The organism is Streptomyces sp. NBC_00271 (assembly GCF_036178845.1).
Taxonomy (GTDB): domain Bacteria; phylum Actinomycetota; class Actinomycetes; order Streptomycetales; family Streptomycetaceae; genus Streptomyces.
The window spans coordinates 9,685,358-9,710,053 of the sequence record NZ_CP108070.1 but is presented as its reverse complement, the minus strand read 5'-3'; the positions used below and the strand labels follow the sequence as shown (position 1 = coordinate 9,710,053).

At 72.2% G+C, this 24,696-nt stretch carries 21 protein-coding genes and 3 tRNA genes; 8 read left to right on the top strand and 16 right to left on the bottom strand.

The window, feature by feature from the left end:
• Positions 1 to 22: 22 nt before the first annotated feature.
• The 3 genes from OG798_RS44180 to OG798_RS44170 form a co-directional block, all read right to left on the bottom strand.
• Positions 23 to 757, bottom strand: coding sequence for an endonuclease V (locus OG798_RS44180; protein WP_183121355.1), 735 nt, complete (start codon positions 755 to 757; stop codon positions 23 to 25).
• A 264-nt stretch (positions 758 to 1,021) separates the two neighbouring features.
• On the bottom strand, positions 1,022 to 1,348 hold the full coding sequence (locus OG798_RS44175; RefSeq protein ID WP_067361390.1) for a plasmid stabilization protein: 327 nt from the start codon (positions 1,346 to 1,348) through the stop codon (positions 1,022 to 1,024).
• A gap of 86 nt (positions 1,349 to 1,434) precedes the next feature.
• Positions 1,435 to 2,523 carry a WD40/YVTN/BNR-like repeat-containing protein gene (locus tag OG798_RS44170; RefSeq protein ID WP_328758897.1) on the bottom strand — a complete coding sequence of 363 codons (1,089 nt, stop codon included), beginning with the start codon at positions 2,521 to 2,523 and terminating at the stop codon, positions 1,435 to 1,437.
• A 258-nt stretch (positions 2,524 to 2,781) separates the two neighbouring features.
• On the opposite strand from OG798_RS44170, the gene OG798_RS44165 reads away from it, so the two are divergent.
• Positions 2,782 to 3,198, top strand: coding sequence for an SsgA family sporulation/cell division regulator (locus OG798_RS44165; protein ID WP_067361393.1), 417 nt, complete (start codon positions 2,782 to 2,784; stop codon positions 3,196 to 3,198).
• A gap of 15 nt (positions 3,199 to 3,213) precedes the next feature.
• On the opposite strand, the gene OG798_RS44160 is transcribed toward OG798_RS44165, so the two are convergent.
• Both OG798_RS44160 and OG798_RS44155 read right to left on the bottom strand, forming a co-directional pair.
• Entirely contained in the window at positions 3,214 to 4,062 is an 849-nt protein-coding gene (locus OG798_RS44160; RefSeq protein WP_121414232.1) for an isocitrate lyase/PEP mutase family protein, read from the bottom strand.
• A gap of 136 nt (positions 4,063 to 4,198) precedes the next feature.
• Positions 4,199 to 4,879 carry a GOLPH3/VPS74 family protein gene (locus OG798_RS44155; RefSeq protein WP_328758896.1) on the bottom strand — a complete coding sequence of 227 codons (681 nt, stop codon included), beginning with the start codon at positions 4,877 to 4,879 and terminating at the stop codon, positions 4,199 to 4,201.
• 301 nt (positions 4,880 to 5,180) lie between these two features.
• Here OG798_RS44155 and OG798_RS44150 point away from each other — a divergent pair, with 301 nt between their 5' ends.
• From OG798_RS44150 to OG798_RS44140, 3 genes are all read left to right on the top strand, one after another.
• Entirely contained in the window at positions 5,181 to 6,815 is a 1,635-nt protein-coding gene (locus OG798_RS44150; RefSeq protein ID WP_328758894.1) for an ABC-F family ATP-binding cassette domain-containing protein, read from the top strand.
• 169 nt (positions 6,816 to 6,984) lie between these two features.
• Complete coding sequence (gene ddaH / locus OG798_RS44145; RefSeq protein WP_328758892.1) at positions 6,985 to 7,761, top strand: dimethylargininase; 777 nt, start codon at positions 6,985 to 6,987, stop codon at positions 7,759 to 7,761.
• A 196-nt stretch (positions 7,762 to 7,957) separates the two neighbouring features.
• Complete coding sequence (locus OG798_RS44140) at positions 7,958 to 8,935, top strand: acyl-ACP desaturase (RefSeq protein WP_099944524.1); 978 nt, start codon at positions 7,958 to 7,960, stop codon at positions 8,933 to 8,935.
• 21 nt (positions 8,936 to 8,956) lie between these two features.
• Here the strand turns inward: OG798_RS44140 and OG798_RS44135 are convergent, their stop codons facing one another.
• The 7 genes from OG798_RS44135 to OG798_RS44105 all read right to left on the bottom strand — a co-directional run bounded on the left by OG798_RS44135 (position 8,957) and on the right by OG798_RS44105 (position 15,668).
• Complete coding sequence (locus tag OG798_RS44135; protein WP_328758891.1) at positions 8,957 to 12,325, bottom strand: hypothetical protein; 3,369 nt, start codon at positions 12,323 to 12,325, stop codon at positions 8,957 to 8,959.
• Positions 12,326 to 12,421: 96 nt separating this feature from the next.
• A tRNA-Trp gene (locus OG798_RS44130) sits at positions 12,422 to 12,498 on the bottom strand.
• Positions 12,487 to 13,710, bottom strand: a complete 1,224-nt coding sequence (locus OG798_RS44125; protein ID WP_328758890.1) for a ribonuclease inhibitor — start codon at positions 13,708 to 13,710, stop codon at positions 12,487 to 12,489. Before OG798_RS44125 ends, OG798_RS44130 begins: the two co-directional genes overlap by 12 nt.
• The gene (locus tag OG798_RS44120; RefSeq protein ID WP_328758889.1) at positions 13,704 to 15,041 is read right to left on the bottom strand and encodes an SDR family oxidoreductase; all 1,338 of its coding nucleotides are present in this window, start codon (positions 15,039 to 15,041) and stop codon (positions 13,704 to 13,706) included. The genes OG798_RS44125 and OG798_RS44120 overlap by 7 nt, the downstream gene beginning before the upstream one ends.
• 28 nt (positions 15,042 to 15,069) lie before the next feature.
• Positions 15,070 to 15,141, bottom strand: a tRNA-Glu gene (locus OG798_RS44115).
• 32 nt (positions 15,142 to 15,173) lie between these two features.
• Positions 15,174 to 15,245, bottom strand: a tRNA-Ala gene (locus tag OG798_RS44110).
• A gap of 174 nt (positions 15,246 to 15,419) precedes the next feature.
• Complete coding sequence (locus OG798_RS44105) at positions 15,420 to 15,668, bottom strand: WhiB family transcriptional regulator (RefSeq protein WP_179436804.1); 249 nt, start codon at positions 15,666 to 15,668, stop codon at positions 15,420 to 15,422.
• A 233-nt stretch (positions 15,669 to 15,901) separates the two neighbouring features.
• On the opposite strand from OG798_RS44105, the gene OG798_RS44100 reads away from it, so the two are divergent.
• Both OG798_RS44100 and OG798_RS44095 read left to right on the top strand, forming a co-directional pair.
• Entirely contained in the window at positions 15,902 to 16,693 is a 792-nt protein-coding gene (locus tag OG798_RS44100; protein WP_097223940.1) for a VOC family protein, read from the top strand.
• Positions 16,694 to 16,876: 183 nt separating this feature from the next.
• Complete coding sequence (locus OG798_RS44095) at positions 16,877 to 17,542, top strand: TetR/AcrR family transcriptional regulator (protein WP_328760157.1); 666 nt, start codon at positions 16,877 to 16,879, stop codon at positions 17,540 to 17,542.
• Positions 17,543 to 17,594: 52 nt separating this feature from the next.
• Here OG798_RS44095 and OG798_RS44090 read toward each other — a convergent pair whose 3' ends face one another.
• Positions 17,595 to 18,632, bottom strand: a complete 1,038-nt coding sequence (locus OG798_RS44090) for a LacI family DNA-binding transcriptional regulator (protein WP_095851382.1) — start codon at positions 18,630 to 18,632, stop codon at positions 17,595 to 17,597.
• Positions 18,633 to 18,755: 123 nt separating this feature from the next.
• Complete coding sequence (gene ligD / locus OG798_RS44085) at positions 18,756 to 19,772, bottom strand: non-homologous end-joining DNA ligase (RefSeq protein WP_121414237.1); 1,017 nt, start codon at positions 19,770 to 19,772, stop codon at positions 18,756 to 18,758.
• Between the two features lie 74 nt (positions 19,773 to 19,846).
• Here ligD and OG798_RS44080 point away from each other — a divergent pair, with 74 nt between their 5' ends.
• Both OG798_RS44080 and OG798_RS44075 read left to right on the top strand, forming a co-directional pair.
• A complete protein-coding gene (locus OG798_RS44080; protein WP_095851383.1) occupies positions 19,847 to 20,917 on the top strand; it encodes an ATP-dependent DNA ligase in 1,071 nt (356 codons plus the stop codon).
• Positions 20,918 to 21,072: 155 nt separating this feature from the next.
• A complete protein-coding gene (locus OG798_RS44075; protein WP_435864008.1) occupies positions 21,073 to 22,074 on the top strand; it encodes a DUF3048 domain-containing protein in 1,002 nt (333 codons plus the stop codon).
• Positions 22,075 to 22,164: 90 nt separating this feature from the next.
• Here the strand turns inward: OG798_RS44075 and OG798_RS44070 are convergent, their stop codons facing one another.
• A complete protein-coding gene (locus tag OG798_RS44070) occupies positions 22,165 to 23,403 on the bottom strand; it encodes a vWA domain-containing protein (RefSeq protein WP_328758888.1) in 1,239 nt (412 codons plus the stop codon).
• A complete protein-coding gene (locus OG798_RS44065; protein ID WP_121414239.1) occupies positions 23,400 to 24,662 on the bottom strand; it encodes an AAA family ATPase in 1,263 nt (420 codons plus the stop codon). The genes OG798_RS44070 and OG798_RS44065 overlap by 4 nt, the downstream gene beginning before the upstream one ends.
• Between the last annotated feature and the right edge of the window lie 34 nt (positions 24,663 to 24,696).

Below are 24,696 nucleotides of genomic sequence, written 5' to 3'. Positions count from 1 at the left end.
AACACGTACTCAGGGCACGTACTCAGTCAACGGGTGAGGCTCCTGAGGGAGTTGTCTCCTTCAGGGCCCGTCGGCACAGGGAGTCCGCGCTTCGGGTGGTCTGCGGGAGGCGGTACTTCGGGGTGAGCGCGAGGGTGTGCGCGCAGGCGTTGTCGAGGCTCACCCGGTGGCCGACCGAGACGAAGACCGGCTTGACGCCGTCCTGGGTGCGCAGTGCCCGACCGACCTCCTCCGGGCCCGTCGGTTCGCCCGCGAGCAGCGGGGAGGCGCTGCCGCGCCGGGCGCCGGGCTCCTCGTAGGAGAAGGTGAACGGGTTCTTGGCCACCCCGATCGTGGGGAGCCCGGTGAGTACGCCGAGGTGGCTGGCGAGGCCGAAACGGCGGGGGTGGGCGAGACCGTAGCCGTCGCAGACCACGAGACCCGGCGGGCACGGCAGCGCGTCGAGCACGGCCAGCACGGTCGGGATCTCGCGGAAGGCGAGCAGTCCGGGGACGTAGGGGAAGGAGACCTGTCCGACCGCGGTGGCCTCGGCGACGACGGCGAGGGTCGCCGCGTCGAGCACGACGGCCGCGGCCACGACGACGTCCCGCTCGTCGTCGTACGCCACATCCACGCCCGTCACTCTGCCGGTGCCGGGCGGCGGCCCGGGTTCGTCGAGCACCACGCGCCCCCGCAGTTCGTCCTGCACGGCGCGGGCCTGCTCCTCGGTCGCGGGCCAACCCGCGGGAATCGGTACGGTGTTCGACGAGATGTTCATGGTGCCGACGAGCCTAGGGCCTGTCCGGCGGATCAGGTCGGAGGAAAGTAACGGCGCCTTATAAGTGCAGGTGAGCGGGGTCTGGTGCGTGCAGCTGCAAGGCGGAGGAGGGAGTCATGGCGGAGCCATGGCGACCGACGACAACGCCGCTGGGGGCACCCCCTGCTCGAAGAGCCTGGGCGAGGGCGTGCCAAGCCCCGCGTCTGCGGCATGATCCGCCGGACAGGCCCTGAGCCCACAACACCGGAAGAGGCCTTGGGGCGGTCACTTGTCGCCCAGAGCGCGCCTCAGCTCCTCCTTGTTCATGTCCGACCGGCCGTGGATGTCGCGGCGCTTGGCCTCCTCGTACAGCTGGTCGTACGTGGGGCCCTGGGCGCCCTGGTGGGAGCGCAGGCCGCCGCGCCTGCCGGAGGAGATGTCCTCGGTGGACGTGCGGCTCGCGGTCTTCGACTCGCCGGCCCGGGCGCGCTCCTTGTTGACGGTGCGCGCGGCGATCTCCTCGGCGCGCTCCCTGCTCTCTCCCCGGTCGAGAGCGCTCTCCTTGATGTGCTCGTACTGGCGTTCCCGCTTGGGACTGGAGCCACGGGGCATGGCGGCTCACTTCCTTCCGTGTCGCCGATCGCTTGCTTGCGCGTCGGCGACACGGGTACCCCGCTCGCCGCGGGGCACGCGGCGAGTCAGCGCTCCAGACGTGCCACCCGGCCCTTCTCCCCGGACGCCCAGCAGCCCAGGTCGGGGGTGCAGTCCACGGTGTCGTACGAGCCGGTGTCGAGGGTGCGCCAGGTGCGGCCGCCGTCGGTCGTGAGGTCGGTACCGGTCGGGCCGACCGCGAGCGCGGAGCTGCGGCTGTGCGGGAGCCAGGCGACACCGGACCGGTAGGCGGGCGGCGGCTGGGCGGCGGGGGTCCAGGTGCGGCCGCCGTCGGGGCTGAGTGCGGCCGCCTGGGGCGATGCCTGGTCGGCGCGGTAGTCGCCGCCGACCGCGAGGCCGTGGGCGCGGTCCCGGAAGGCGAGGGCGAAGACGCCACGCGCCGGGTCGCCCGCCGGGATCGGCGTCTCGGCCGCTTTCCAGGTCAGTCCCCGGTCGGTGGAATGCAGCACACGCGCGTGTGCGCCCCCGCCGGTGGCCAGCCAGGCATCGTGCGATCCCGCGCTCACGAGGCACTGTCCACTGGCGGCGAAGCCCGCCTCGCCGTCCTGCGCGGCGGGCATGCCGTCGCTGGGCAGCACCTTCCAGGACCGTCCGCCGTCGCTGGTGGACAGGATGCGGAACCTGCCGTCCACGGGGTCGCTCATCGCGAGGCCGTGGCGCCGGTCGAAGAAGGTCAGACAGTCGTAGAAGGCCTTCGCGTCGGTGTTGCGGAAGGACTCGGTCCAGGTCGCGCCGCCGTCGTCGGTCCTGAAGACCCGGGAGGCCTCGCCCTCACCGATGGCGAGGACCACCGCGCGCCGCGCGTCGAACGCCTCGATGTCGCGGAACTCCAGGTCGGCGGCGCCGGGCGGCGAGACGTTCCGCCAGCTCGCGCCGCCGTCGGCGGTGCGCAGGACGGTGCCCTTGGCGCCGGCCACCCAGGCGGTGTCCCGGCTGACGGCCGACAGTCCACGGAAACGAACGTCGCTGCCGCTGTCCTTGAGCGCCCAGTGGGCCGCCTTCCCCGCCTCGTGTGCCTGCGCGGGCGCCGCCGTCAGCGCGGCGGCGAACGCCGCCGCGCACAGTCCCACGGTGACCGCCCGACTCGTACGTCTCGACTTCCCCAAGCCCCTCATGGCGGGCGAAGCTAGTCCACTCCCCTGGCGCCGTCCAGATGGCCTCGGCGGGAACCCGGGGGCCCCGGTTGGTGTCCTCTCCGGTATCGCGGGCATGTCGGAACGAGAAATGGATCACTACGTGTCACCGAGGTGAATGAACTCGGTGACAGAGGTCACTTGGGTTTCAGGTGCACTGAATGGCTCATTCCGTCGTCTCATACATTGCCTGGCCTCATCCGCCCGGAGTTCGTCCAGCCGTCACAAGGGAGCAAGGCGTTGTCCACCGTCATCGAGCAGCCCGTAGAGGCCCGCCTCGTCGCCGCCGCCCCGCGGATGCCGAGCATTCCCGCAACGCTCCACTACGACCGGAGCGACCCCTTCGCCGTCCGTATGACCTTCCCCGCCCCGGCCACGCTGGAGGGCGTGGAGGTCTGCTGGACGTTCGCGCGCGAGCTGCTCGCGTCCGGCATGGAGGACTCCGTGGGGTACGGCGACGTACGGGTGCGGCCGTACGGCTACGACCGCACCGTTCTGGAGTTCCACGCCCCCGAGGGCACCGCCGTGGTGCATGTGCGCTCGGGCGAGGTGCGGAAGTTCCTCCAGCTCACGACCGAACTGGTGCCCGTCGGACTCGAGCATCTCCAGGTCGACCTGGACCACGACCTGGAGGAGCTGATGCGGGGCACCTGCTGAGCGACGCCCCCGCCCTCAGCGAGCGCCGCCCAGCAGGGTGTTGAGCTCGGCGTAGTCGAGTCCACCGGTCAGCGAGTCGTAGGTCCCCGCGCTCAGCAGCTCCCGCGCGGCACGGCGGACCACGGCGTGCGCGGCCTGCGCGATGCTCGAGCCCGTGCTGATCCGGGCGACCCCGAGCGCGGCCAGCTCGGCGACGGACGGCGCGCCGGGACCGACCAGCACATTGAGCGGGCCCTCGACACCCGCCACGAGCGACTTCACCGCCCCCGGGTCGACGGCCCCGGGAACGAAGATCCCGTCGGCTCCGGCGGCGAGGAAGGCGGCGGCCCGCTCCAGGGTCTCCTCGACCCCTCCCGCGCCCCTCAGAACGGTGTCGATGCGCGCGTTGATGAACAGCGGGACACCCGCCGCGTCGGCTGCGGCACGGGCCGCGGCGATACGCTCCGCCTGCTCGGCGACCAGACGCAGCGGGCCGCCGTCGCCGGCACCCTCGCCGTCGTACAGCGCGTCCTCGATGTTCACGCCCACGGCGCCGGCCGCGAGCACCGCGCGGATCGTGTCCCCGACGCCCGCGGCGTCCTTCGCGTAGCCGCTCTCGATGTCCGCGCTCACCGGGACCCGGACCGCGGCGGCGACGCGAGCGAGCGCGCCGAGGGCCCGGTCCCTGTCCAGCCGGTCCCCGTCGGCCGTTCCCAGGTCCCAGGCGAGCCCCGCGCTGGTCGTCGCCACGGCGGCCGCCCCCGCCTCCTCGACCAGGCGCGCACTCGCCGTGTCCCAGGCGTTCGGGAGGACGAGTGGGCGGCCGGGGATGTGCAGGGCGTGGAAGGCGAGGGCCGTTTCGTGGGTGGGCTTCTGGTTCGTCATGGGGACGATCCCATCACCGGGGGCGGGGCGGGGGCTGGCAGAAATGCGACCTGTGCGTGGGAGGCCGGGAAGCATGGCCAGGTGCGGGGCGCCGGGGGGTTGCTCACGCTGTTCTCCGCACCTCTTCCCGGGCGCCTCAGCCCCCCGTTGCCGCGCCCGAGGCCGATGCCGCCGTGGCCGCCACGACGATCGCGGTGCGCACCTCCTGGATGACCTTCTTCAGCGCCGGGGCCGCCGCTCCGCTGCGGTCGGTCAGCTCCTCGATGCGCCGCTTGTACAGCTTGCGGTCCTTGCCGGACGCCAGCGTGCGCAGTTCGGCCGCGGCGGCGAGGGCGACGAGGGCCGCGTCGCGGTCGGAGACCTCCTCGACGGGCACGGGCCCCTGCAGCACGGCCCGTGCCTCCTCCCGCAGCGCCTCCACCGCGGACACCCGCTCCAGCTCGTACTCCACGGACGGGAAGAGCCCGAGCACCCGCTTCTTCTCGGCCCGCAAGTAGCCCTCGGCGGCGAGTTGCGCGCGGACCGCGTCCAGGGTGACGCGCGCCCGCAGGGTCACCCACGCCTTCCACTTCCGGGGCCTGGATTCCTCCACCAGCTCCAGGAGCCCGTCGAGGACCAGGTCCCCCGTATGGGTGTCGACGTCGACCGGTGTGGCAATGCCGTCCACGTCGGCGAGCAGTCCGCGCTGGGCGAGCTCCGTGAGAGCGCCGGCGCGCACCAGATGGTGGAGGTGGGTCGCCCCCGTGACCTTGAGCCTCGTGGTGTCCCAGGCCAGCAGATAGAGCCGGGCGGGCAGCGACAGCGAGCCGTTGGGCACGGCGTCTCCTTCGGGTCGAGGTCGGGGCCACGTTAATGCGTTGACAGCGTTCAGGGCCGTTCCTACGGTGTACAGCGGTCCTGTTGTCGTCGATTGGAGAAGGACGTTGCTCGTCTGAGGTCTGAGACACCGCGTCACACCGTGGGCTTTCGTCGCCCCCGTGTGCGCAGCGTGCGACCTCGGCGTATGAGCCGTCCTCCGGTGTACGGGGCCTTCTTTCCGCCCTCCTGACTGGATCGTCGTCACCTCGCGGTGTCCCGAACGCGTGCCCCTGACCGCACCCAGTAATCGCGAGGCCCTCATGTCTTCTTTCCCCACCTCCCTCAGCTGCACCTCCCTCTCCTTCGCCTGGCCGGACGGAACCACCGTCTTCGACGACCTTCAGATCGCCTTCGGCCCCGGCAGGACCGGGCTCGTCGGCGTCAACGGATCAGGGAAATCAACCCTGTTGAAGCTGATCGCGGGCGAACTGGCCCCGGCCGACGGCACGATCCGCGTCACCGGCGAGGTCGGCTATCTACCGCAGAACGTCACGCTCGACACCGCCCTGCGGGTCGACGAGGCGCTCGGCATCGCCGCCACGCGCGCCGCCCTGCACGCCATCGAGGCGGGCGACGCGGCCGAGGAGCACTTCGACGTCGTCGGCGACGACTGGGACGTCGAGGAGCGGGCGCTCGCCATGCTCGGCGAACTCGGACTCGGGCACGTCGAGCTGGACCGCACCATCGGCGAGGTCTCGGGCGGCGAGTCGGTACTGCTGCGCCTGGCCGCGCTGCTGCTGCGCCGACCGGACATCCTGCTGCTGGACGAGCCCACCAACAACCTCGACCTGTACGCGCGCCGACGGCTGTACGCGGCCGTCGAGGCCTGGTCCGGGGTCATGGTCGTGGTCAGCCACGACCGCGAACTGCTGGACCTGGTGGACCAGATCGCCGATCTGCGCTCGGGCGAGGTCACCTGGTACGGGGGCAACTTCTCCGCGTACGAGGAGGTCCTCGCCGGCGAGCAGGAGGCGGCGGAACGCATGGTGCGCGTCGCCGAGGCCGATCTGAAGAAGCAGAAGCGCGAACTGGTCGACGCGCAGGTCAAGCTCGCCCGTCGCAAGCGCTACGGGCAGAAGATGTTCGAGCAGAAGCGCGAGCCGAAGATCGTCATGGGTGCGCGCAAACGGGCCGCCCAGGAATCGGCGGGCAAGCACCGCGTCATGCACGAGGAGAAGCTCGCCGAGGCGAAGGACCGGCTCGACGACGCGGTGGAGGCCGTACGGGACGACGACGAGATCCGTGTCGACCTGCCGTACACGGCCGTACCGCCAGGCCGCACCGTGCTCACGCTCGAGAACCTGAAGCTGAAATACGGCGCGCGCGTCGACGGTGTGTTCGATCTGCGCGGGCCCGAGCGGATCGCGCTGATCGGGCGCAACGGCGCGGGCAAGACGACGCTGCTGCGGACGATCGCCGGGGAGCTGGAGGCCGTCTCCGGCCACGCGCTGGCCCATGTGCCGCTGCGGTTCCTGCCCCAGCGGCTCGATGTGCTCGACGGGGAGCTGACCGTGGCCGAGAACGTGGCCCGTTTCGCGCCCGCCGCCACCAACAACCGGGTCCGGGCGCGGCTCGCCCGCTTCCTGTTCAAGGGGGCGAAGGCCGACCAGCGGGCGGCGACGCTCTCCGGCGGCGAACGCTTCCGGGCGGCGCTCGCGGCGCTGATGCTCGCCGAGCCCGCGCCGCAGCTCCTGATGCTCGACGAGCCGACCAACAACCTCGACCTGGCGAGCGTCCGCCAGCTCACCACGGCGCTCGAGTCCTACGAGGGCGCGCTGATCGTCGCCAGCCACGACCTGCCGTTCCTGGAGTCGATCGGAATCACACGCCGGCTGTTGCTGGAAGGAGGAGAACTGAAAGAAACCACGGCGGAAGCTGTCGGGTATCCGACATAGCGCCGGGCCCGGAGGCTGACTAACGTCGCTTTCGGGCACCGCCCCGTGTCACGTTCGGACGCGGGTCCGCTCGCCGTCCGGTCGGGGGGTGCCGAGTCGGGGGCTGTTGTGCGCGCGAACGGCGCTGCATGATGTGCGCCGATGCACCCTGCCGATTCGGAGACCGCACGTGCCCAGCCAGAAAGCCCTCATCCGCAGGCCCAGTCCTCGTCTCGCCGAGGGACTGGTGACGCACATCGAGCGCGAGAAGGTGGACGTCGACCTGGCCGTCGAACAGTGGGAGGCGTACGCCGAGGCGCTGCGCACGCACGGCTGGGAGACCGTCGAGGTCGATCCGGCCGACGACTGCCCCGACTCGGTGTTCGTCGAGGACGCCGTGGTCGTCTTCCGCAATGTCGCGCTGATCTCCCGCCCCGGCGCCGAGTCCCGCCGCGCCGAGACCGCCGGGGTCGAGGAGGCCGTGGCCCGGCTGGGCTGCTCGGTGAACTGGATCTGGGAGCCGGGCACCCTGGACGGCGGCGACGTCCTGAAGGTCGGCGACACGGTGTACGTGGGCCGCGGCGGGCGGACCAACGCGGCCGGGGTCCAGCAGCTGCGCGCGGCCCTCGAACCGCTCGGGGCGCGGGTCGTGGCCGTACCCGTGAGCAAGGTGCTGCATCTGAAGTCGGCGGTCACCGCGCTGCCCGACGGGACGGTGATCGGCCATGAGCCTCTGGTGGACACGCCCTCGCTGTTCCCGCGCTTCCTGCCGGTGCCGGAGGAGTCAGGGGCGCATGTCGTGCTGCTCGGCGGCGGGAAGCTGCTGATGGCGGCGAGCGCCCCGAAGACGGCGGAGCTGTTCACGGGCCTCGGTCACGAACCGGTTCTCGTGGACATCAGCGAGTTCGAGAAGCTCGAGGGGTGTGTGACATGCCTCTCGGTACGGCTTCGGGAGCTGTACGTCTGAGCACACCCGCATCCCTGCTGGGACCCCCACTGATCAGGCACTCTTTACAGTGAACTTAACCTACGGTTTCGTAACCTACGGAAACGTAGCCTACGATGCCGTAGGTTTCGTCTCCCGCTCGGTGACCCGCCGAGCAGCACGCTCGGCAACACCCTCAGTAACTCGCTCAGTATTTTCACGTCCCCCTGGAGCACCCGTGACGATCACTTCTCCCCACCTTGGCAGCCCGGCCACCGCCTGGACCGACGCTCGGCTGCTCTACGCGTTGGAAGAAGTGGTCGAGACCGAGCTCAACCGCCACCTCAAGGTGGCCAAGGACTGGATGCCGCACGAGTACGTGCCGTTCAGCGACGCCCGGAACTTCCCCGGCTTCTTCGAGGACGGCGAGGCCTGGAACAAGGAGCAGTCCAAGGTCACGGAGATCGGCCGGATCGCGCTGGTCGTCAACCTGCTGACCGAGGACAACCTGCCGAGCTACCACCACGAGATCGCCGCGCTCTTCGGCCGTGACGGCGCCTGGGGCACCTGGGTGCACCGCTGGACCGCCGAGGAGGGCCGCCACGGCATCGTGATGCGCGACTACCTGCTCGCCTCGCGCGCCGTCGACCCCGACAAGCTCGAGGCGTTCCGTATGGCGCACATGAACGAGGGCTTCGAGTCGGACAACCGCCACTCGATGCTGCACACGGTCGCGTACGTCGCCTTCCAGGAGCTCGCGACCCGCGTCTCGCACCGCAACACCGGTCACCAGTCGGGCGACCCGGTCTGCGACCGCATGCTGGCGCGCATCGCGACCGACGAGAACCTGCACATGGTCTTCTACCGGAACCTGCTCAAGGCCGCGTTCGAGCTGGCCCCCGACCTGACCATGCAGTCCGTGCGCGACGTCATCGTCAACTTCCGGATGCCCGGACACGGCATGCCCGGCTTCGAGCGCGCCGCCGCGCAGATGGCCATCGGCGAGGTCTACAACATGCGCATCCACCACGACGACGTGCTGCAGCCGGTGCTGCGCCACCTGAAGGTCCTGGAGATGGACGGCTTCGGCCCCGAGGGCCTGCAGGCCCAGGAGGAGCTCGGCTTCTTCATGGGCGGCCTGGACGCGGAGGCCTCGAAGTTCGACGAGAAGCTCGCGGCCCGCAAGGCGCGGATGGCCGCGCGCGCCGCCGGCTGACCCTCTCCGGTCGAAACCGCCTCACTCGTACGCCGTCACCTGGTCGAGCGCCGCGTCCCGCACGTCGGCCACCGGGTGGCGGCGCAGTGCTCTCAGCTGCTCCCGCCAGGGCGCGGCCCAGCCCGTGCGGGCGCCGATCGCCCCGGTGACGGCCGCCGCGAGCAGCCCCTCGCCGTGCCCGCCGTGCGCGCCCAGCCGCCGCACCACCTCCAGCAGGACGTCGGGATCCCCCTCGTGTGCCCGCCGTCGCAGTCGCTCCCCGAGTTCCTGGGCCGTCCGTGCGGCCAGCGCCGGGCGTCCCTCGGTGAGAGCGGCCAGGCGCTCCAGATCCCCCGGTTCCCCGTCCAGGTCGAGGTGGAACGCCGTGATCGCGGCCGCCTGCGGTACGAAGGCGTCGTACCCGGCGAGCAGCTCGCCGGCGGCGAGGGCCGCCGGCCGGATGGGCCGCGGGGCCGTTCTGGCCCGCTGGGCGAGGTACACGACGAGGTGGTCGACGCGCCGCCTGGCCGGTCGGTCGCGACGCTCGCCGGCATCGGCGCGGCCGATCTCCTCCGTCGCGGCGGCCGTCTCCGCCTCCGCCAACGTCCGCAGCGCCTGCTGAAGGCCTCGGCCGCCGCGTGGTGAGCCCGCCGCCGCGGTCACCAGACCATTGGCCGCCGCGTGCCAGCTGATGCGTCCCGTCAGATCGGTGACGGCGTCGGCGAGGACCGTCGGCGACTCGGGGGACCAGGGCGCCCAGCGGGCCAGGGCGTCGAAGGCGAGGGTGGCGGTCTCGGGGTCTTCGGTGGACGACACCTCGCGAACCAGCCCGGCGTACCGCTCGCGTTGGGGCTCGGGCAGGTCCAGCGGGGTGACGTGCAAGATCGCGGTGCGCAGTTCCGGCTCGGCGCCCGCGGCGTCGCGCAGCAGTCCCCAGACCGGTTCCTCGGCGAGCAGACCGCCCGCGAAGGCCACGATGGCGGCGCGGACGTCGACATGGGTGCCCGGCGCCGCATACGCCTCGGTCAGCAGCGCGGCCGCCCGTGGCATCGGGAGCCGTACGGCGGCGAGCCGGGCGGCCTCCTTGCGGCTGGTCACCTTGGCGCGCGGCGCGAAGAGCACCGCGCGCAACTGCGCGGCCAGGAGCGAGGGTGCCGCGTACCGGGAGGCCTGCGTGGCCGCGTAGACCGCGACCCGCGCCCGCTCGCCATCCGCGTGCGCCAGCAGCTCGGGCAGCGCGTCGGCGGGCCGGTCCGTACGGGCGAGTGCGGCGAGCGCCGCCTCGGCGAGCAGCACGTCCGGGGACCCGGTCCAGTGGCGTACGAGATCGGTACCGCTGCCCGGGACGAGGGCGGCCTGCGCGACGGCGGCGGCCCGCTCGAAGAGCGGCAGCGCGGCGTCCTCGGCCTGGTCCGCCAACTGTCGTGCCACCGCGCGCTGTTGGCGTGGCACCCAGCGCCGTACGTCGCGGTCCACCGGTACGGTCCAGGGGGCGCCCTTGGTCAGAAAGCGGCCGTACGGAGGAGTCTCGGCGAGCAGCGGGTCCAGCAGGTCGGTGCGGCGTCGGGTGACGATCCCCAGGACCGGCCACAGCGCGCCCGCGGACGGTTCGAACGCGAGGACACGGGCCACCCGTTCGTCGCGGGTCGCGGCGGGCTCGAGCCACAGTTCGATCGCACGGCGCATGGTCGCGTCATTGCCGTACCGGATGGCCTGCCAAAGGAGTTCCTGCAGTTCGGGCATGCCGGCGGCGCGGCGCCCGACCGCGCGGGCGAGCGTGAAGGCGAGGCTGTAGTCGGCCCTTTCGGCGCCCGCCTCGATCCAGGGGCGCAGGGCCTCGTACACCTGGTGCTCCTGGCCGCGCCGCAGGACCGTGTCGAGACGGCCGAGGTCGGCGCCACCAGTGTTGCCGGATATCCGGACCAGGGTGCGCAGGGCCCAGTTCACCAGCTCACGCCGTCCGCCCGCCGCGTGCTCGCGCAGTACGGACAGGGCGAGGTCGCTGAGGTTCTGCCGGGTGGCGGGCGAGGAGTCGCGGGCCTCGACGGCATCCGCGGTGATGCGGTCGAGGTGCGGCTCGGCGTCCTCGGTGAACAGCGCGGGCCGCACCCCGGCCAGTGCGCCGAGCGCGGCCGAGCGCACCGGGTCGTGTTCGTTGCGCAGCCGGGCCATCTCCTCCAGGACGGAGGTGACGGCCGCGTGGTCACCGGAGCGGGCGGCGTTGCGGATAAGCAACGGCCAGGCCTCGGCGCGGTCTTCGGCGGCCGGGCGGCGGGTGGCCTCGACGAGCCGTTCGCGTGCTTCCGCGACGGGCAGGAAGGACTCGGCGAGCAGCAGGGAGTTCCAGCGGGCGCCGTGCTCGCGTGCGACGGCCGCCATGCGTCGGGCCTCTTCGGCGACACAGCTGCGTGGCAGCACCGCGAGGATGAACACGTCGATGGTGGCGTGTCCGGCTCCTCGGCCTTCCAGCGCGGCCCGGTAGAAGGCGTGGCGTCGCGCCAGCGGCAGCGCCTTGACGAGCGGCGCGAGATCACCCCAGTCTGCCAGGACCCTGCTGAATGCCAGGAGTTCGGGTGCGTCGGAACGGGCCAGCCTGCGCAGCACGGTGGGCCTCAGGGCCCGGTAGCGGCGCGCGGCGAATCCGGTGGGGGTGAGCAGCAGGCGCAGCAGCCGGCTCGGGTCGGCCGCCGCGAACCGCGGGAAGTGGTCGTGCAGCGGGAGGGGCAGGGTGGCGGGCCCGAAGCGTTCGAGAAGGTCGAGCACGCGCAGGGGCTGCGTCGCGACCGTGGCGGCCACGCCCTGGGCGTACCGGCCCCACCAGGTGTCCCGCAGGGCCTCGGGGAGCGCCGCCAGCTCGCCTTCGGCGACATCGAGAAGGGTGCCGGGATGCCGCTTGGCGAGGGACTTCCAGCCGGTGACGGCGTGGAAGAGTTCGGGCAGCAACCGGGCGACCGTCTGAGGCGCGCAGCCCGGCAGCAGACGGGCCGCCTCGGCGTCGCCCCAGTCCCGCCGCAGCCCCGGCAGCAGCCGGTCGGCCAGTGCCGTGCGCCGTCCCGCGACGATCGCGCGCAACAGCTGCCTGCGGACCGCCTCCGGGGCGTCGGCGAGCGCCGACTCGTAGGCGGAGTCGGGCACTTGGAGGCTGTCCGCGACCTGGAGGGCGTGTCCGCGCACGAAGGCGTCCGGGTCGGCGATGCGGTCCGCGATCCACTCGGTGTCGCGGCCGACGGCGGCCGCGACGACGGCGATCCCCCGTTCGTACGGTCCGCGGGATTCGAGTTCTTCCAGCACGGGCCGCAGCGGGGCCTGCTCCTTCACCCGCAGGGCGAGTTCGCGCATGCGCTGGGGGAAGGGCAGCGGGTCGAGGGCGTTGAGCAGACTTTCGGCGTGCCGCTGCGGGGTGCGATCCATGCGGGGATTGTGCCTGCTGAAGCGCGCGCGGCGTACTGGTTTCCCGGTGCGCCCCGGCGAGCCGGGGCCGGCGTCGGAAACCCTGAGGGGAAAGGGGGCGGGGCGGCTGGATTCGAACCAGCGTGTTCCGGTTTTGGAGACCAGGTGCGCCTGCCTCTGCGCTACGGCCCCGCCCTTGAGTCCGAGCGTAGCGGCACCGTGCGGTGGACGCTGCGTACGGCGGCGACGTCGGCCGGGACCGACGGCATCGGGAGGTGCGCGCTGAGCGCGTTCAGGCGCCGCTTCACACTGGTCGCGATGGAATGCCCCAGTACGAACCGGGTGGTGGTCGCTGCGCGCGGGGCGGTGTCGAGGAGGCGGTGGGCCTCGCGGCTGCGCATGCCGGTGTGGGCGAGGACGAGGTGGGTGAGGCGGTGTTCGGCGCTCGCGAGGGTGTGCGCGATGTCGGTGGCCGCTACGAGGTCGACGCGGTTGTCGGCGGCGCCGAGCACCGCGGCCGCCCGCACCCGCCCGAGGTCGAGCAGGGTGACCCCCGCCGCGGTCGCCGCCGCCACCAGCCGGGCGGCGGCGCTCGGCCCGATGCCGTTGCTGGCGACGGAGAGCCGGGTGAGCCGTCCGTGCGGTGCCCGCGCCAGCGCGTCGGCGAGACGCTGCGCGCCCGCGTCGCCCAACCCTGCCGCGGATACGTAGAGTTCGTCGACCGCGCCCTCGGCGATGAGCACGGACAGCGGCACCGCGCCCGCCGCGCCGAGCGGATTGCCGCCCACGAACAGCCGCTCGACGCGGCGGCCGTTCTCCGTCGCGGCGAGGAGGGCGTCGGCCAGGACGACGGCGCCCGTCGCGTCGAGCCCGGTCTGCACGAGGTCCAGTGTGCGCAACGACCGGGCGGCCTCGACGAGTTCGGCCGCGGCCCGCCCTCCCCCGCTGCCCAGCGGGTTGCGTTTGAGCCAGACGCCCGTGACGACCCGCGGCGAGGCGCGCAGGTTGTCGGCGATGCGGCAGGCGCCGCCGGCGGTGATCCCGTTGCAGCCGAGGTACAGCGTCTCGACCTCGGCACGCGCGGCGACCGCGGCGGCACCCTCGTCGCCGAGCCCGTCGGTGCCGAGCAGCAAATGCCGTACGGGAGAGGGCCTGTCCGAGACGCCCGCCATCTCGGAGAGGGCCTCGGCGACCAGCGCCGCGCCCCGCGCTCCGAGCCCCTGCTTGCACAGGTCGAGGCGCCCGTCGGGCAGCGCCGTACCGGCCGTGAAGTCCAGCCGCTCGCCGGCCGGACGGCCGTCGCGCAACCAGTCGAGCAGCGGGGCGAGTTCGGCCAAAGGGCGGGGTGCGACCGGCGGTACGCCCGCGAACCGCGGGTCCGGCTTCCGCTCCGGCTCGGTCACCATTCCGCCTCCCGGTAGTCCTTGAGGAACACCCCGGACACGGGTGCGCCCGCCTCGCCCCGCACGATCGGGTCGTACACCCGGGCCGCTCCGTCCACGATGTCGAGGGGGGTGCGGAACCCCGCGCCCGCCATCCGCTCCTTCTTGGGAGCGGGATTCTCGTCGGTGATCCAGCCGGTGTCGACGGCGCACATGTGCACGCCCTCTTCGGCGAGTTCGGCGGCGCTGGTGCGCGTGAGCATGTTGAGGGCGGCCTTGGCCATGTTGGTGTGCGGGTGGCCGGCCGTCTTGTTGCGTACGGCGAAGCGGCCCTCGACGGCGGTCACGTTGACCACATAGCGCCGCGGGTGGGGTGAGGCGAGCAGCAGGGGCAGCAGCCGGTCGCAGAGCAGTGCCGGGGCGAGCGCGTTGACCAACTGGGTCTCCAGGACCTCGGCCGGGTCGAGTGCGCCCAGCCGGGCCGACCAGGAGTTCTCCGGGGAGGGGTCCGGCAGCAGCCCCGCCTCGTCGGCCTCCCGCAGCGCCGCGGGGAGCGCCGAGGGACCACCACCGGCCAGCGCCCGCATCGGTGTGAATCCCGGTGCCTCCCGGGCCCCTTCGGGTAGTCCGGCGCGCTCCCCGGCGGCCAGCAGCGCGTACGAGTCGGCGGGCCGCCGTACCGTCTGCGCGGCGTTGTTGACCAGGATGTCGAGGGGCTCGCCCTCCTGCCTCAATTGCTCGCAGATTCCCAGCACCTGGCGCGGATCACGGAGATCCACCGCCAGCACCGTCAGCCGGTCCAGCCACTTCGCGCTGCCCGGTTCGGCGCGGAAGCGACGCCTGGTGTCGTGCGGAAAGCGGCTGGTGACCAGGAGTTCGGCGCCGTCGCGCAGCATCATCAGGGCCAGCTGGAAGCCGATCTTGACCCGGCCTCCGGTGAGCAGCACGCGACGGCCGCTCAGGTCGGTGGTGAGCGCACGCCGGGCGGTGTTGTCGGCGGCGCAGTCCGGGCACAGCCGGTGGTAGAAGGCGTCGACCTGTCGATAGGGCGTCTTGCAGACATAGCAGGAGCGGGGCTTCACGAAGACGCCCCCGCCCCCGGGACGGTCGAGCGGTGCGTCCTCCCGCCGGTCGAGCGCTCCCGTCGCGGTCGCGGCCATCACGGCCGCGTCGGCGGCGGAGAGTTCGGCGCCGCGCACCTTGCGCCTGCGCACGCGACCGTCTCTCGCGAAGGACGCGGCGACCTGTTCGGCGCGCAGCCTCACCGGGTCGTCGACGGGCAGCGCCCGCAGCTTGCCGACCGTACGGTGGAACGCCGCCAGTTCGTCCTGTGTGATCGCACCGCCGTCACCCATGTGTCCCCGCCCCGCGTGTGCGCCGCCGTGGTCCTGACCGGATTCGAACCGGCGTATCCGCCTTGAGAGGGCGGCGAGTCTGCCTCTGCTCTACAGGACCCTGCTGTCGCAATCCATTCCGGCCGGACGCAGCCCGGACGACCGGATTCGAACCGGCGTATCCGCCTTGCCAAGGCGGCGAGTCTGCCTCTGCTCTACGCCCGGGTGCGCCACGGCGAGCCTAGCCACCACCACCGGATCGCCCCACCGAATTACGGCAGGGCCCCGGACCGGGGCAAGGCGCCGCCCGGACGCGGCTGTTCACGGCGTCCGGCGCGGGGCCCGGCGTCGTAGGGGCCGGTCTCGGCGTTGTCGGGGCCGGTCTCGGCGTCGTAAGGGTCAGTTCTGGTCCGAGCGCCGGAGGCTGAGTCGTTCCTTCTCGGACAGGCCGCCCCAGACGCCGAAGCGTTCGTCGTTGTTCAGCGCGTACTCCAGGCAGGCGGAGCGCATCTCGCACATCCCGCAGATGCGCTTTGCCTCACGCACCGAGCTGCCCGGCTCGGGAAAGAAGAAATCGGCCCCGGTCTGCGCGCACAACGCCTGCTCCTGCCAGGCGGAGTCGGCCGGGGTCATGGTGTCGGTGTGCATGTGGAGGATCGTGCCGCGCGGCGAAAAACGTTCGATCAACGTGGGATCAACGCCACGTTCCGAGGTACCAGGCGGCTCGCCGCAAAGTATGAAAACAAAACAAACATAATCGATCACCCAGGGTAATCGCAATGGTCTCTCCTGCCCGCGGTGGGAGTCCTGGCGGCGATTGTCAGTGGGCGGTGCCAGACTCGGCACTACAGGCAACGGGACCCCTCAAAGGAGGGCACAACATGCTCACCACCCGTTTTGTCACCGGCGCTCCGAACTGGCTCGATGTCGGCACCCCCGACATCGAAGGCGCCTCATCCTTCTATGGCGGCCTCTTCGGCTGGCAGTTCCAGTCGGCAGGGCCCGACGCCGGCGGCTACGGCTTCTTCCAGCTCGCCGGAAAGACCGCCGCGGGCGGTATGCAGACCACCGAGGAGCAGGGCCCGCCCTCCTGGACGGTGTACTTCCAGAGCCCCGACGCGCAGGCCACGGCCAAGGCGGCCGAGCAGGCCGGCGGCAGTGTGATCGTCCAGCCCATGGATGTCATGAGCCAGGGTCACATGGCGATTCTCGGGGACGAGGCAGGTGTGCCCTTCGGCATCTGGCAGCCGGGCCTGACCAAGGGCATCGACGTGGCGGGTGACCCGGGTTCGCTGTGCTGGGTCGAGCTCTACACCCCGGACGAGCCGGCGGCCGCCGCGTTCTACAACTCCGTGTTCGGCTGGGAGACCTCGGCCACTCCGTTCCCCGGCGGCACGTACACCTGTATCAACCCCGCCGGGGCGGAGGAGTCGGACATGTTCGGCGGCGTCGTCCCGCTGGCCGACGACCCGACCGAGGCCCAGTCGGGCGCGTACTGGCTGCCGTACTTCGAGGTCACCGACACGGACGCCACCGTCAGCAAGGCCCAGGAGTTGGGCGGCACGGTCCGGATGCCCGCCACGGACCTGGAGGGCGTCGGCCGCATGGCGAAGCTCGCCGACCCGTACGGGGCACGCTTCGCGGTCATCAAGAGCGCGGCTCGGGAGAGCTGAGCCTACGAGCGAGGCCGGTGGGGCTCCCGCACGTGGGCCCCACCGGCCCCCTCTCCAGTCCTGCCCCGCCCTGCCGTGCTCTGCTGCGCCCTGTCCGGAAAACGGGGATTACTCCCCAGTTCTCGATTCGACGATACCATCAGTTCCGGGGAGTACTCCCCGGAACTTCCGAGAGGCGACATGATGAAGGTCGACGTGAACGGGCCCGATCCGGTGCGGCGGCGCGACGCGCGGCGCAACCGCGAGCTGCTGGTCGAGGCGGCTCGCGAGGTGTTCGCCGCGCAGGGCCTGGACGCGCCGCTCGATGTGATCGCACGCCGGGCCGGTGTCGGAAACGCCACGCTCTACCGGCACTTCCCCAACCGCGCCGCGCTGGTCGACGCGGTCTTCAGCGACTCGCTCACGCAGACCATGGACGCCGGAGACCGGGCCCGGACCGCCGAGGACGCCTGGGCGGGTCTGCTGGGATACGTCGAAGAGGTCTTCGAGGGCCTCGCCACCGACCGCGGTGCCAACGATCTGATGACCACCCATCTGGAGGGCGTCCACTCCCTCGACTCCGTGCACGCCCACAACCGGGAGACGGTGGAGGTGCTCCTGCGCCGCGGCCGCGAACAGGGCACGGTTCGCAACGATCTCACCACCGAGGACCTCCTCGTCGCGCTGGCCGTACTCGGCCGCGCCGTCCCGGCCCTCACGGGCACCGCCCCGGACGCCTGGCGCCGCCCCCTCGCCCTCCTCCTCGACGGACTGCGCGCCTCCCCCACGGCCGCCCCGCTGCCCGAGCCGTCACTCACCCCGCCCCAACTCGGCACGTTCCTGGGCAACTTGGGACCGCACCGGGACTGACGACACGGAACGGAGGCGAACCCGAGCGGGTGGGCGCACCACAGGGACGGTCCTACGCGGAAACCCGTCGCACCAACGTCGTCGGCAGCACCACGCCGGCCGGGCCACCGTCCGCCCCCTGCTTGCCCGCCCGGCGATCGAGGTCCCGCAGCAGCAGTCGGGCCATCAACCGGCCCATTTCCTCTATGTCCTGACGGACCGTCGTGAGGGGTGGGTCCGTCTGTTCGGCGACCGGCAGCATGTCGTCGAACCCGATCACGGCGACGTCGTCCGGCACCCGCCGCCCCCGCTCGCGCAGCACCCGCAGGACTCCCGAGGCCGTCAGGTCGTTCGCCGCGAACACCGCGTCGACGTCCGGGCAGCGCTCCAGCAGCTCCCGCATCGCACGCTCGCCGCCCGCGGGCGTGAAGTCGCCCTCGACGACGAGCCGCGGATCGGCGTCGCCCATGACGTCCCGGAAGCCGTCGAGCCGGTCGACGGCGGAGGTCTGGTCGAGGGCGCCGGTGATGTGCGCGACGCGGGTGCGGCCGAGTCCGACGAGATGGCGTACGGCCTCGCGGGCGCCGCCCCGGTTGTCGCTGTCGACGTAGACGGCCCGCCGCGCGCCGTCGCCCCAGTCGGGTCGCCCGCCGAACACGGTCGGCACGCCCGCGCCGTGGATCAGCTCCGGCAGGGGGTCGTCGAGGTGCAGCGAGAAGACGAGCGCGCCGTCGACATGGCCGCCGGCGAGATACCGGCCGACGCGCGCGTGGTCGTCGCGGCCCTCGGTGAGCAGCAGCACGAGCTGCGAGTCGTGCGCGGTCAACTCCTTGCTGATGCCGCGGAGCTGGAGGGCGAAGAAGGGGTCGGCGAAGACCCTGGTCTCCGGTTCGGCGATGACGACGGCGACGGCGTCGTGGCGCCGGGTGACCAGGCTTCGGGCGGCCTGGTTGGGGACGTAGCCGAGCTCCTCGACGGCCCGTCTGACCCGCTCGACGAGTGGTTCGCGCACTCCGTCGCCGCCGTTGACGACGCGCGAGGCGGTGGCCCGTGAGACCCCGGCTCGCGCGGCCACGGCCTCCAGCGTGGGGCGCGACGCTGTCTCGGTCACCTCAGGGCTCCTCCTCGGCGGTTGCCAAGAAGGATAGCCCCGGGCCGCACGCATGGAGAGCGCTCCCCGGCCGACGTCCACCGGGCCGCTGCGGGACTGCCGACCGGAGGCGCCGGACAGGGCCTAGCCGTCCTCGCGCTTGGCTCGGCTCGGTTGTACCCGTTTGGGCTCGCCCGGCATCTTCGGGTACTCGGGGGGATACGGCAGGTCCCCGAGACCGTGGTCGTGTTCGTCGCGGCTGGCCAGCTCCAGGAGCGCTTCGAGGGAGAAGGCGTGGTCGTCCATGTCGGCGTGCACATCGCCGAGTTCGGCGAAGCGCTTGGGCATGGTCGCCAGGTCGAAGTCCCGGGGACGCGCTTCGGCCACCTCGTCCCAGCGCAGGGGTGCGGAGACGGGGGCGTGCGGGCGGGGCCGTACCGAATAGGCGGAGGCGATCGTGCGGTCCCGCGCGGTCTGGTTGTAGTCGACGAAGATCTTCTCGCCGCGTTCCTCCTTCCACCAGGCGGTGGTCACCTGGTCGGGCATCCGGCGTTCGAGTTCGCGCCCGGCTGCGATCGCGGCCCGGCGGACCTGGGTGAAGGTCCAGCGCGGCGCGATCGGGACGAAGACGTGCAGCCCTCGCCCGCCGGACGTCTTGGGCCAGCCGCGCAGATCGCCGTACTCGTGCAGGACCTCGCGCAGCTCGTGGGCGGCGCGCACGGCGTCCTCGTAGTCCGTGCCCGGCTGTGGGTCGAGGTCGATGCGGAGTTCGTCGGGGTGGTCGACGTCGTCGCGGCGCACCGGCCACGGGTGGAAGGTGAGGGTGCCGTACTGCGCGGCCCACACCACGGCCGCGACCTCGGTGGGGCACATCTCGTCGGCGGTGCGCCCGCTGGGAAAGGTGATGTGCGCGGTCGGGATCCAGACGGGCATGTTCTTGGGCGCCCGCTTCTGGAAGAAGCTCTCGCCCGTGACGCCCTCCGGGTACCGCTCCAGGGTGGTGGGGCGGTTGCGCAGGGCGCGCAGGATGCCCTCGCCGACGGACAGGTAGTACTGGGCGAGGTCCAGCTTCGTGAAGCCGCGCTCCGGAAAGAAGATCCTGCCCGGGCTGGACAGACGTACGGTCCTCCCGGCTGCGTCGAGTTCCACCGCATCGGCCATGCGAGCCACGGTAGGCCCAGCCCGCACAGCTCGCACACCGGGCGAAAGGCATCGTGTCGCCGCAGAATCGAAGCATGGAATTGCCGGTGATGCCGCCCGTGAAGCCGATGCTCGCCAAGTCCGTGGCGAAGATCCCGCCGGACATGCAGTACGAGGCGAAGTGGGACGGGTTCCGCGCGATCGTGTTCCGCGACGGCGACGAGGTCGAGCTCGGCAGTCGTACCGGCAAGACGCTGACCAGGTACTTCCCCGAGCTGGTGGCGGCGTTGCGGGAGCGGCTGCCGGAGCGGTGTGTGATGGACGGCGAGATCGTGATCGCCAGGGAGGGCCGGCTCGACTTCGACGCGCTCACCGAGCGCATCCATCCCGCGGACTCCCGGGTGCGGATGCTGGCGGAGAAGACTCCCGCCTCCTTCGTGGCCTTCGATCTGCTGGCATTGGCCGACGAGTCGCTGCTCGACGTGGCCCTCGGCGACCGGCGGGCCCTGCTGACGACGGCGCTGTCCGGGGTGACGGCCCCGGTTCACGTGGCTCCGGCGACCACGGACCGCGAGGTGGCGCAGCGGTGGTTCGAGCAGTACGAGGGCGCGGGCCTCGACGGGGTCATCGCCAAGCCGCTCAACCTGCGCTACCGGCAGGACGAGCGGGCCATGTTCAAGATCAAGCACGAGCGCACCGCGGACGTCGTCGTCGCGGGGTACCGCCTCCACAAGAGCGGGCCCGTCGTCGGTTCCCTGCTGCTCGGTCTGTACGACGACGGGGGCACCCTCCAGCACGTGGGGGTGAGCGCCGCCTTCCCGATGAAACAGCGGGCACAGCTGGTGGAGGAGCTGGAGCCGCTGCGTATGGAGGACGTCGAGCGGCATCCCTGGGCGGCCTGGTCGCAGGAGTCGGCGCACGAGTCCGCGCGACTGCCGGGCGCGCCCAGCCGGTGGTCGACGAAGAAGGACTTCTCCTGGGTGCCGCTGCGGCCCGAGCGCGTGGCGGAGGTGGCGTACGACCACATGGAGAACGGCGTGCGGTTCCGGCACACGGCCCGCTTCCGCCGCTGGCGCCCGGACCGGACCGCGGAGAGCTGCACGTACAGCCAGTTGGACGAGCCCGTCGGGTACGACCTCGCGGAGATCCTCGGCCCGCAGAACTGACGCCGTCACCCGCACAACCGACCCGCGGCCCGATCGGTCCAACAAGTGGGCTGATCGGCCCAACTCGACACACGCGAACAGAAGTGAGCGGGTATGGCCACCGACGAACCTGTGAGCGCACAATCGATGGCACGGGACAGGGTGGCACGTTGAGCATGCGACAGATGGCGCGGACGCGGTGCGGCGCGATGACGGCGGCGCTGCTGACCGTCGCCGCGGCGGGCTCACTGATGACGGGCTGCTCCTCGGGCAGTAGCGCCACCGACGACGGACGCGCCCCGGCGCCGAGCTTCAGCCAAGGGCAGGAGACGGGGCCGGCTCAGAGCCCCTCCAGTACCGCCGGCGCCGGTCCCGTACTCGCCGTGAAGATCGACAATGTGAGCGCGGCGCGCCCTCAGACGGGTCTCGACGCGGCGGACGTCGTCTACGCGGAGCAGGTCGAGGGCGGTCTGAGCCGGCTGATGGCCATCTACGCGAGCAAGCTGCCCACGGCCGTCGGGCCGGTGCGCAGTGCGCGCGAGTCGGACCTGGAGCTGCTGCGCCAGTTCGACAAGCCGACGCTCGCCTTCTCGGGTGCCCAGCACAAACTGCTGCCGGTCATCGCCAAGGCACCCCTGCGTGCGGTGTCGGCCGATCAGGGCTCCAGCGCGTATTACCGCAGTGCCTCCAAGGTCGCCCCCCACAACCTCTTCCTGCACCCGAAGCAGCTCATGCGTTCCGCGCCGGGGGCCGCCGCCCTCACCACCGGGTTCCACTTCGGTGCCGCCCCGGCGGGCGGCAGCCCGGAGACCTCGCGCACGGTGCGCTTCCCCGCGGCCCGCTTCACCTTCGCCTGGTCGGCGAGCAAGCACCGCTGGCTGGTGTCGATGGACGGGACACCAACGGTGACGACGGACGGGCAGCGGGTGGCGCCCGCGACCGTGGTCGTGCAGTACGTGAAGGTGCACAACTCCAAGTACCACGACGTCCTCGGCAACAACACGCCGTACACGGAGACGGTGGGCTCGGGGACGGCGAAGGTACTGCGCGACGGCAAGGTCTTCGACGTCGACTGGAAGCGCCCGACCGCCGGCGACGGCACGGAGTTCACGACCACCGACGGTGCGCCGATGAACTTCGCCAAGGGGCAGGTGTGGGTGGTCTTCGCCAAGGCATGACGACGAAGCCATGACGACGAAACCGTGACCGCGGCGGGCGACGGGGCTTGTCGGGCTCATCAGGCTGTCGGGCTCATCGGGCGGCGGGGGCTACCCGATGGCCACCACCCGTGCCCACGCGGGCGGTGCGTCCGGTGTGTAGTCGGGATCGTCCTCGTCCCCCGACCCTGCCGCCGGTTCCCGGGGGAACAGACCCACCACCGTCCGGCACGGCGGCCGGTCCGGCCACGGTGTCTGCCCGTCCGTCAGGACCACGACGACGTCCGGTCGGGGCTGCGCCCGGAGCGCCTTGGCGAAGCCCGTGCGCAGGTCCGTACCCCCGCCGCCCATCAGCGGTATCCCCTCGGCACGGCACAGCGCGTGCGCGATCGGGGCCGCGGCGTCGCAGGGCACCACGGTGACCAGGTCGCTGCGGCCGCCCACCGCGCGGGAGATGGCGGTGACCTCGAGGAGAGCGCTGCCCAGTTCGGCGTCACTGACCGACCCGGAGGTGTCGATGACCACGCAGACCCGCGGCGGCCTGCGCCGCAGGCTCGGCAGCACGACGCCGGGCACCCCGGCCGAGCGCCGCGACGGCCGGCCGTACGTGTAGTCCTCCCCCACGCCGGAGGCCGAGGCCGCCGAGCGGACCGCCGCGCCCAGCAACTCGCGCCAGGGCTGCGGCGGGTGGAACGCTTCGTCCGCCCACCGCCGCCACCCGTTCGGGGTGTCTCCCGGACGGGCGGTGATGCCCTGCGCCACCCGGAACCGGACGGCGTCCCGTTCCTGCGGGCTGAGGCCGTGGGCGCCGTCCGGGCCGAGGTCCCACTCCCGTTCGAGTCCGTCGGCGCCGCTTCCGCAGTCCAGCCAGGCCAGGCTGTGGGTGAGCGTCCCGAGGCGGAACTGGCGCAGGTAGTCCTCCATGAGCTGTCCCTCGGGCAGCTTCAAGAACCGTGGCGTGACGGCGCCTTCGGGCCGGAGCAGTCCGTCGCCGAACGCGTCGTCGTTGATCTCGCAGTCCGCGGCGATGTTCATGCGCAGCCGTTCCCCCAGGCCGGTCAGTCCACGCTCGCGCGCGACCCTGTCCCCGCGTCCGTGGTGGTCGCGCAGGAGGTGCGACACCTCGTGCACCCACACCCCGGCCAGTTCCTCCACCGGGGTCCGGTCCACGAACGCCGGCGAGGCGTAGCAGCGCCAGTGCCGGTCGACGGCCATCGTCGGCACGCGCCGCGACTCCACGGTGTGCAGGGCGAACAGCGCCGTGGCCAGGTAGGGCCGGACCCGGGCGGCGTGCAGCCGGGCGGCGAAGAGCTTGTCGAGGTCCAGTGTCCCCGGTGCGGGCGCGGTCATCGTCGGGCCTTCGTGGCGGCGGCGGTGCGGACCGCCGCCCGGTCCGCCCGCCGGGACAGGGACACCGCGCCGGCCAGCCGCTCGATCGCCGCCGGAACGTCCCAGTCCTCCTGGCGCAGCGAGGCGAGTGTGGTCGCCGGGACGACCACCAGGTCCGGGGCTCCGGTCTCCAGCGCCCGCACCAGGAGCGCCCATGCAGCGTCCCAACGGGACTTCTCCGGACGCCCACGGACCGCGGCCACCACACCGTCGAGCACGGCTTGGCGGAGGTCCCCCCGCTCGGGCAGATCGGCACCCGCCGGGTCGGCGAGCAGCGTCTCGGGGTCCGGGAGGTCCATCCGGTCCAGGCTTGCCAGCAGTTCCAGCCCAGGACCGTCCCCCACCGTGCCCCTGACCAGCAGGGAAAGCACTTCCCGGGAGGAGCCGGCCGCGGTGGCGAAGGCGACGAGGCCCAGGGTCATCTCCCAGCTTCGGGGCGACGGCCAGGGACCGCCCCGGCGCGTCTCGCTGCTGGGCAGCCGGTGCACGAGCCCAGGGCGGGCGGAGAGGAGCCCGCACACCGCGCGGCGGGCGAAGTCCACGGCCTGCGGCAACCGCTCCGGGTCGAGCCGGGGCAGTGTCGCCCGCGGCCACGTCCCCCCGAGGCCGCGCACCACGACCTCGTGGTCGTGGGTCCACTGAAGATGCACGAACCGGTTGGCCAGCGGCGGGCTCAGCTCCCAACCGTCGGCGGCCGAGGACCGCGGATTGGCGGCAGCCACGATCCGGACCTCGGGCGGCAGTTGAAGGGCGCCGATCCGCCGCTCCAGGACGAGGCGGAGCAGGGCGGCCTGGACGGCCGGTGGCGCGGTGGACAGCTCGTCCAGGAACAGCAGCCCGCGACCCGCCCGTACCAGTCGCACCGCCCAGTCCGGCGGGGCCATCGGGACACCCTGCTGCGCGGGGTCGTCGCCGACGATGGGAAGTCCCGAGAAGTCGGACGGCTCGTGCACGCTGGCGATCACGGTGGTCAGCGGAAGGTCCAGGGCCGCGGCGAGCTGGGTCAGGGCCGCGGTCTTGCCGATCCCCGGCTCACCCCACAGGAGCACGGGCAGGTCGGCGGCCACGGCCAGCGTCAGTGCCTCCAGCTGGATGTCGGGACGCGGTTCGGTAGCGGAGTCACGCAGCAGCGCCAGCAACGCGCCGGCTACGTCGATCTGGGAGGCGGGGGCCGGGTCGGCAGGAGTGTCGGTCGCAGCAAACGGTGTACATGTGGGCATATTTCATCACCTTTGGGTCGTGGTGGAACGAGTG

What these genes read in the sequence shown, in the direction of transcription:
- OG798_RS44125 (WP_328758890.1), bottom strand. Translation starts at nt 13,710, where the DNA reads ATGGTGACCGAGCCGGAGCGGAAGCCGGACCCGCGGTTCGCGGGCGTA.
- OG798_RS44070 (WP_328758888.1), bottom strand. Translation starts at nt 23,403, where the DNA reads ATGACCGCGCCCGCACCGGGGACACTGGACCTCGACAAGCTCTTCGCC.
- OG798_RS44065 (WP_121414239.1), bottom strand. Translation starts at nt 24,662, where the DNA reads ATGCCCACATGTACACCGTTTGCTGCGACCGACACTCCTGCCGACCCG.
- OG798_RS44100 (WP_097223940.1), top strand. Translation starts at nt 15,902, where the DNA reads ATGCTCACCACCCGTTTTGTCACCGGCGCTCCGAACTGGCTCGATGTC.
- OG798_RS44105 (WP_179436804.1), bottom strand. Translation starts at nt 15,668, where the DNA reads ATGCACACCGACACCATGACCCCGGCCGACTCCGCCTGGCAGGAGCAG.
- OG798_RS44135 (WP_328758891.1), bottom strand. Translation starts at nt 12,325, where the DNA reads ATGGATCGCACCCCGCAGCGGCACGCCGAAAGTCTGCTCAACGCCCTC.
- ligD (WP_121414237.1), bottom strand. Translation starts at nt 19,772, where the DNA reads ATGGCCGATGCGGTGGAACTCGACGCAGCCGGGAGGACCGTACGTCTG.
- OG798_RS44080 (WP_095851383.1), top strand. Translation starts at nt 19,847, where the DNA reads ATGGAATTGCCGGTGATGCCGCCCGTGAAGCCGATGCTCGCCAAGTCC.
- OG798_RS44170 (WP_328758897.1), bottom strand. Translation starts at nt 2,523, where the DNA reads ATGAGGGGCTTGGGGAAGTCGAGACGTACGAGTCGGGCGGTCACCGTG.
- OG798_RS44180 (WP_183121355.1), bottom strand. Translation starts at nt 757, where the DNA reads ATGAACATCTCGTCGAACACCGTACCGATTCCCGCGGGTTGGCCCGCG.
- OG798_RS44095 (WP_328760157.1), top strand. Translation starts at nt 16,877, where the DNA reads ATGAAGGTCGACGTGAACGGGCCCGATCCGGTGCGGCGGCGCGACGCG.
- OG798_RS44160 (WP_121414232.1), bottom strand. Translation starts at nt 4,062, where the DNA reads ATGACGAACCAGAAGCCCACCCACGAAACGGCCCTCGCCTTCCACGCC.
- OG798_RS44075 (WP_435864008.1), top strand. Translation starts at nt 21,073, where the DNA reads ATGCGACAGATGGCGCGGACGCGGTGCGGCGCGATGACGGCGGCGCTG.
- OG798_RS44150 (WP_328758894.1), top strand. Translation starts at nt 5,181, where the DNA reads ATGTCTTCTTTCCCCACCTCCCTCAGCTGCACCTCCCTCTCCTTCGCC.
- OG798_RS44175 (WP_067361390.1), bottom strand. Translation starts at nt 1,348, where the DNA reads ATGCCCCGTGGCTCCAGTCCCAAGCGGGAACGCCAGTACGAGCACATC.
- OG798_RS44120 (WP_328758889.1), bottom strand. Translation starts at nt 15,041, where the DNA reads ATGGGTGACGGCGGTGCGATCACACAGGACGAACTGGCGGCGTTCCAC.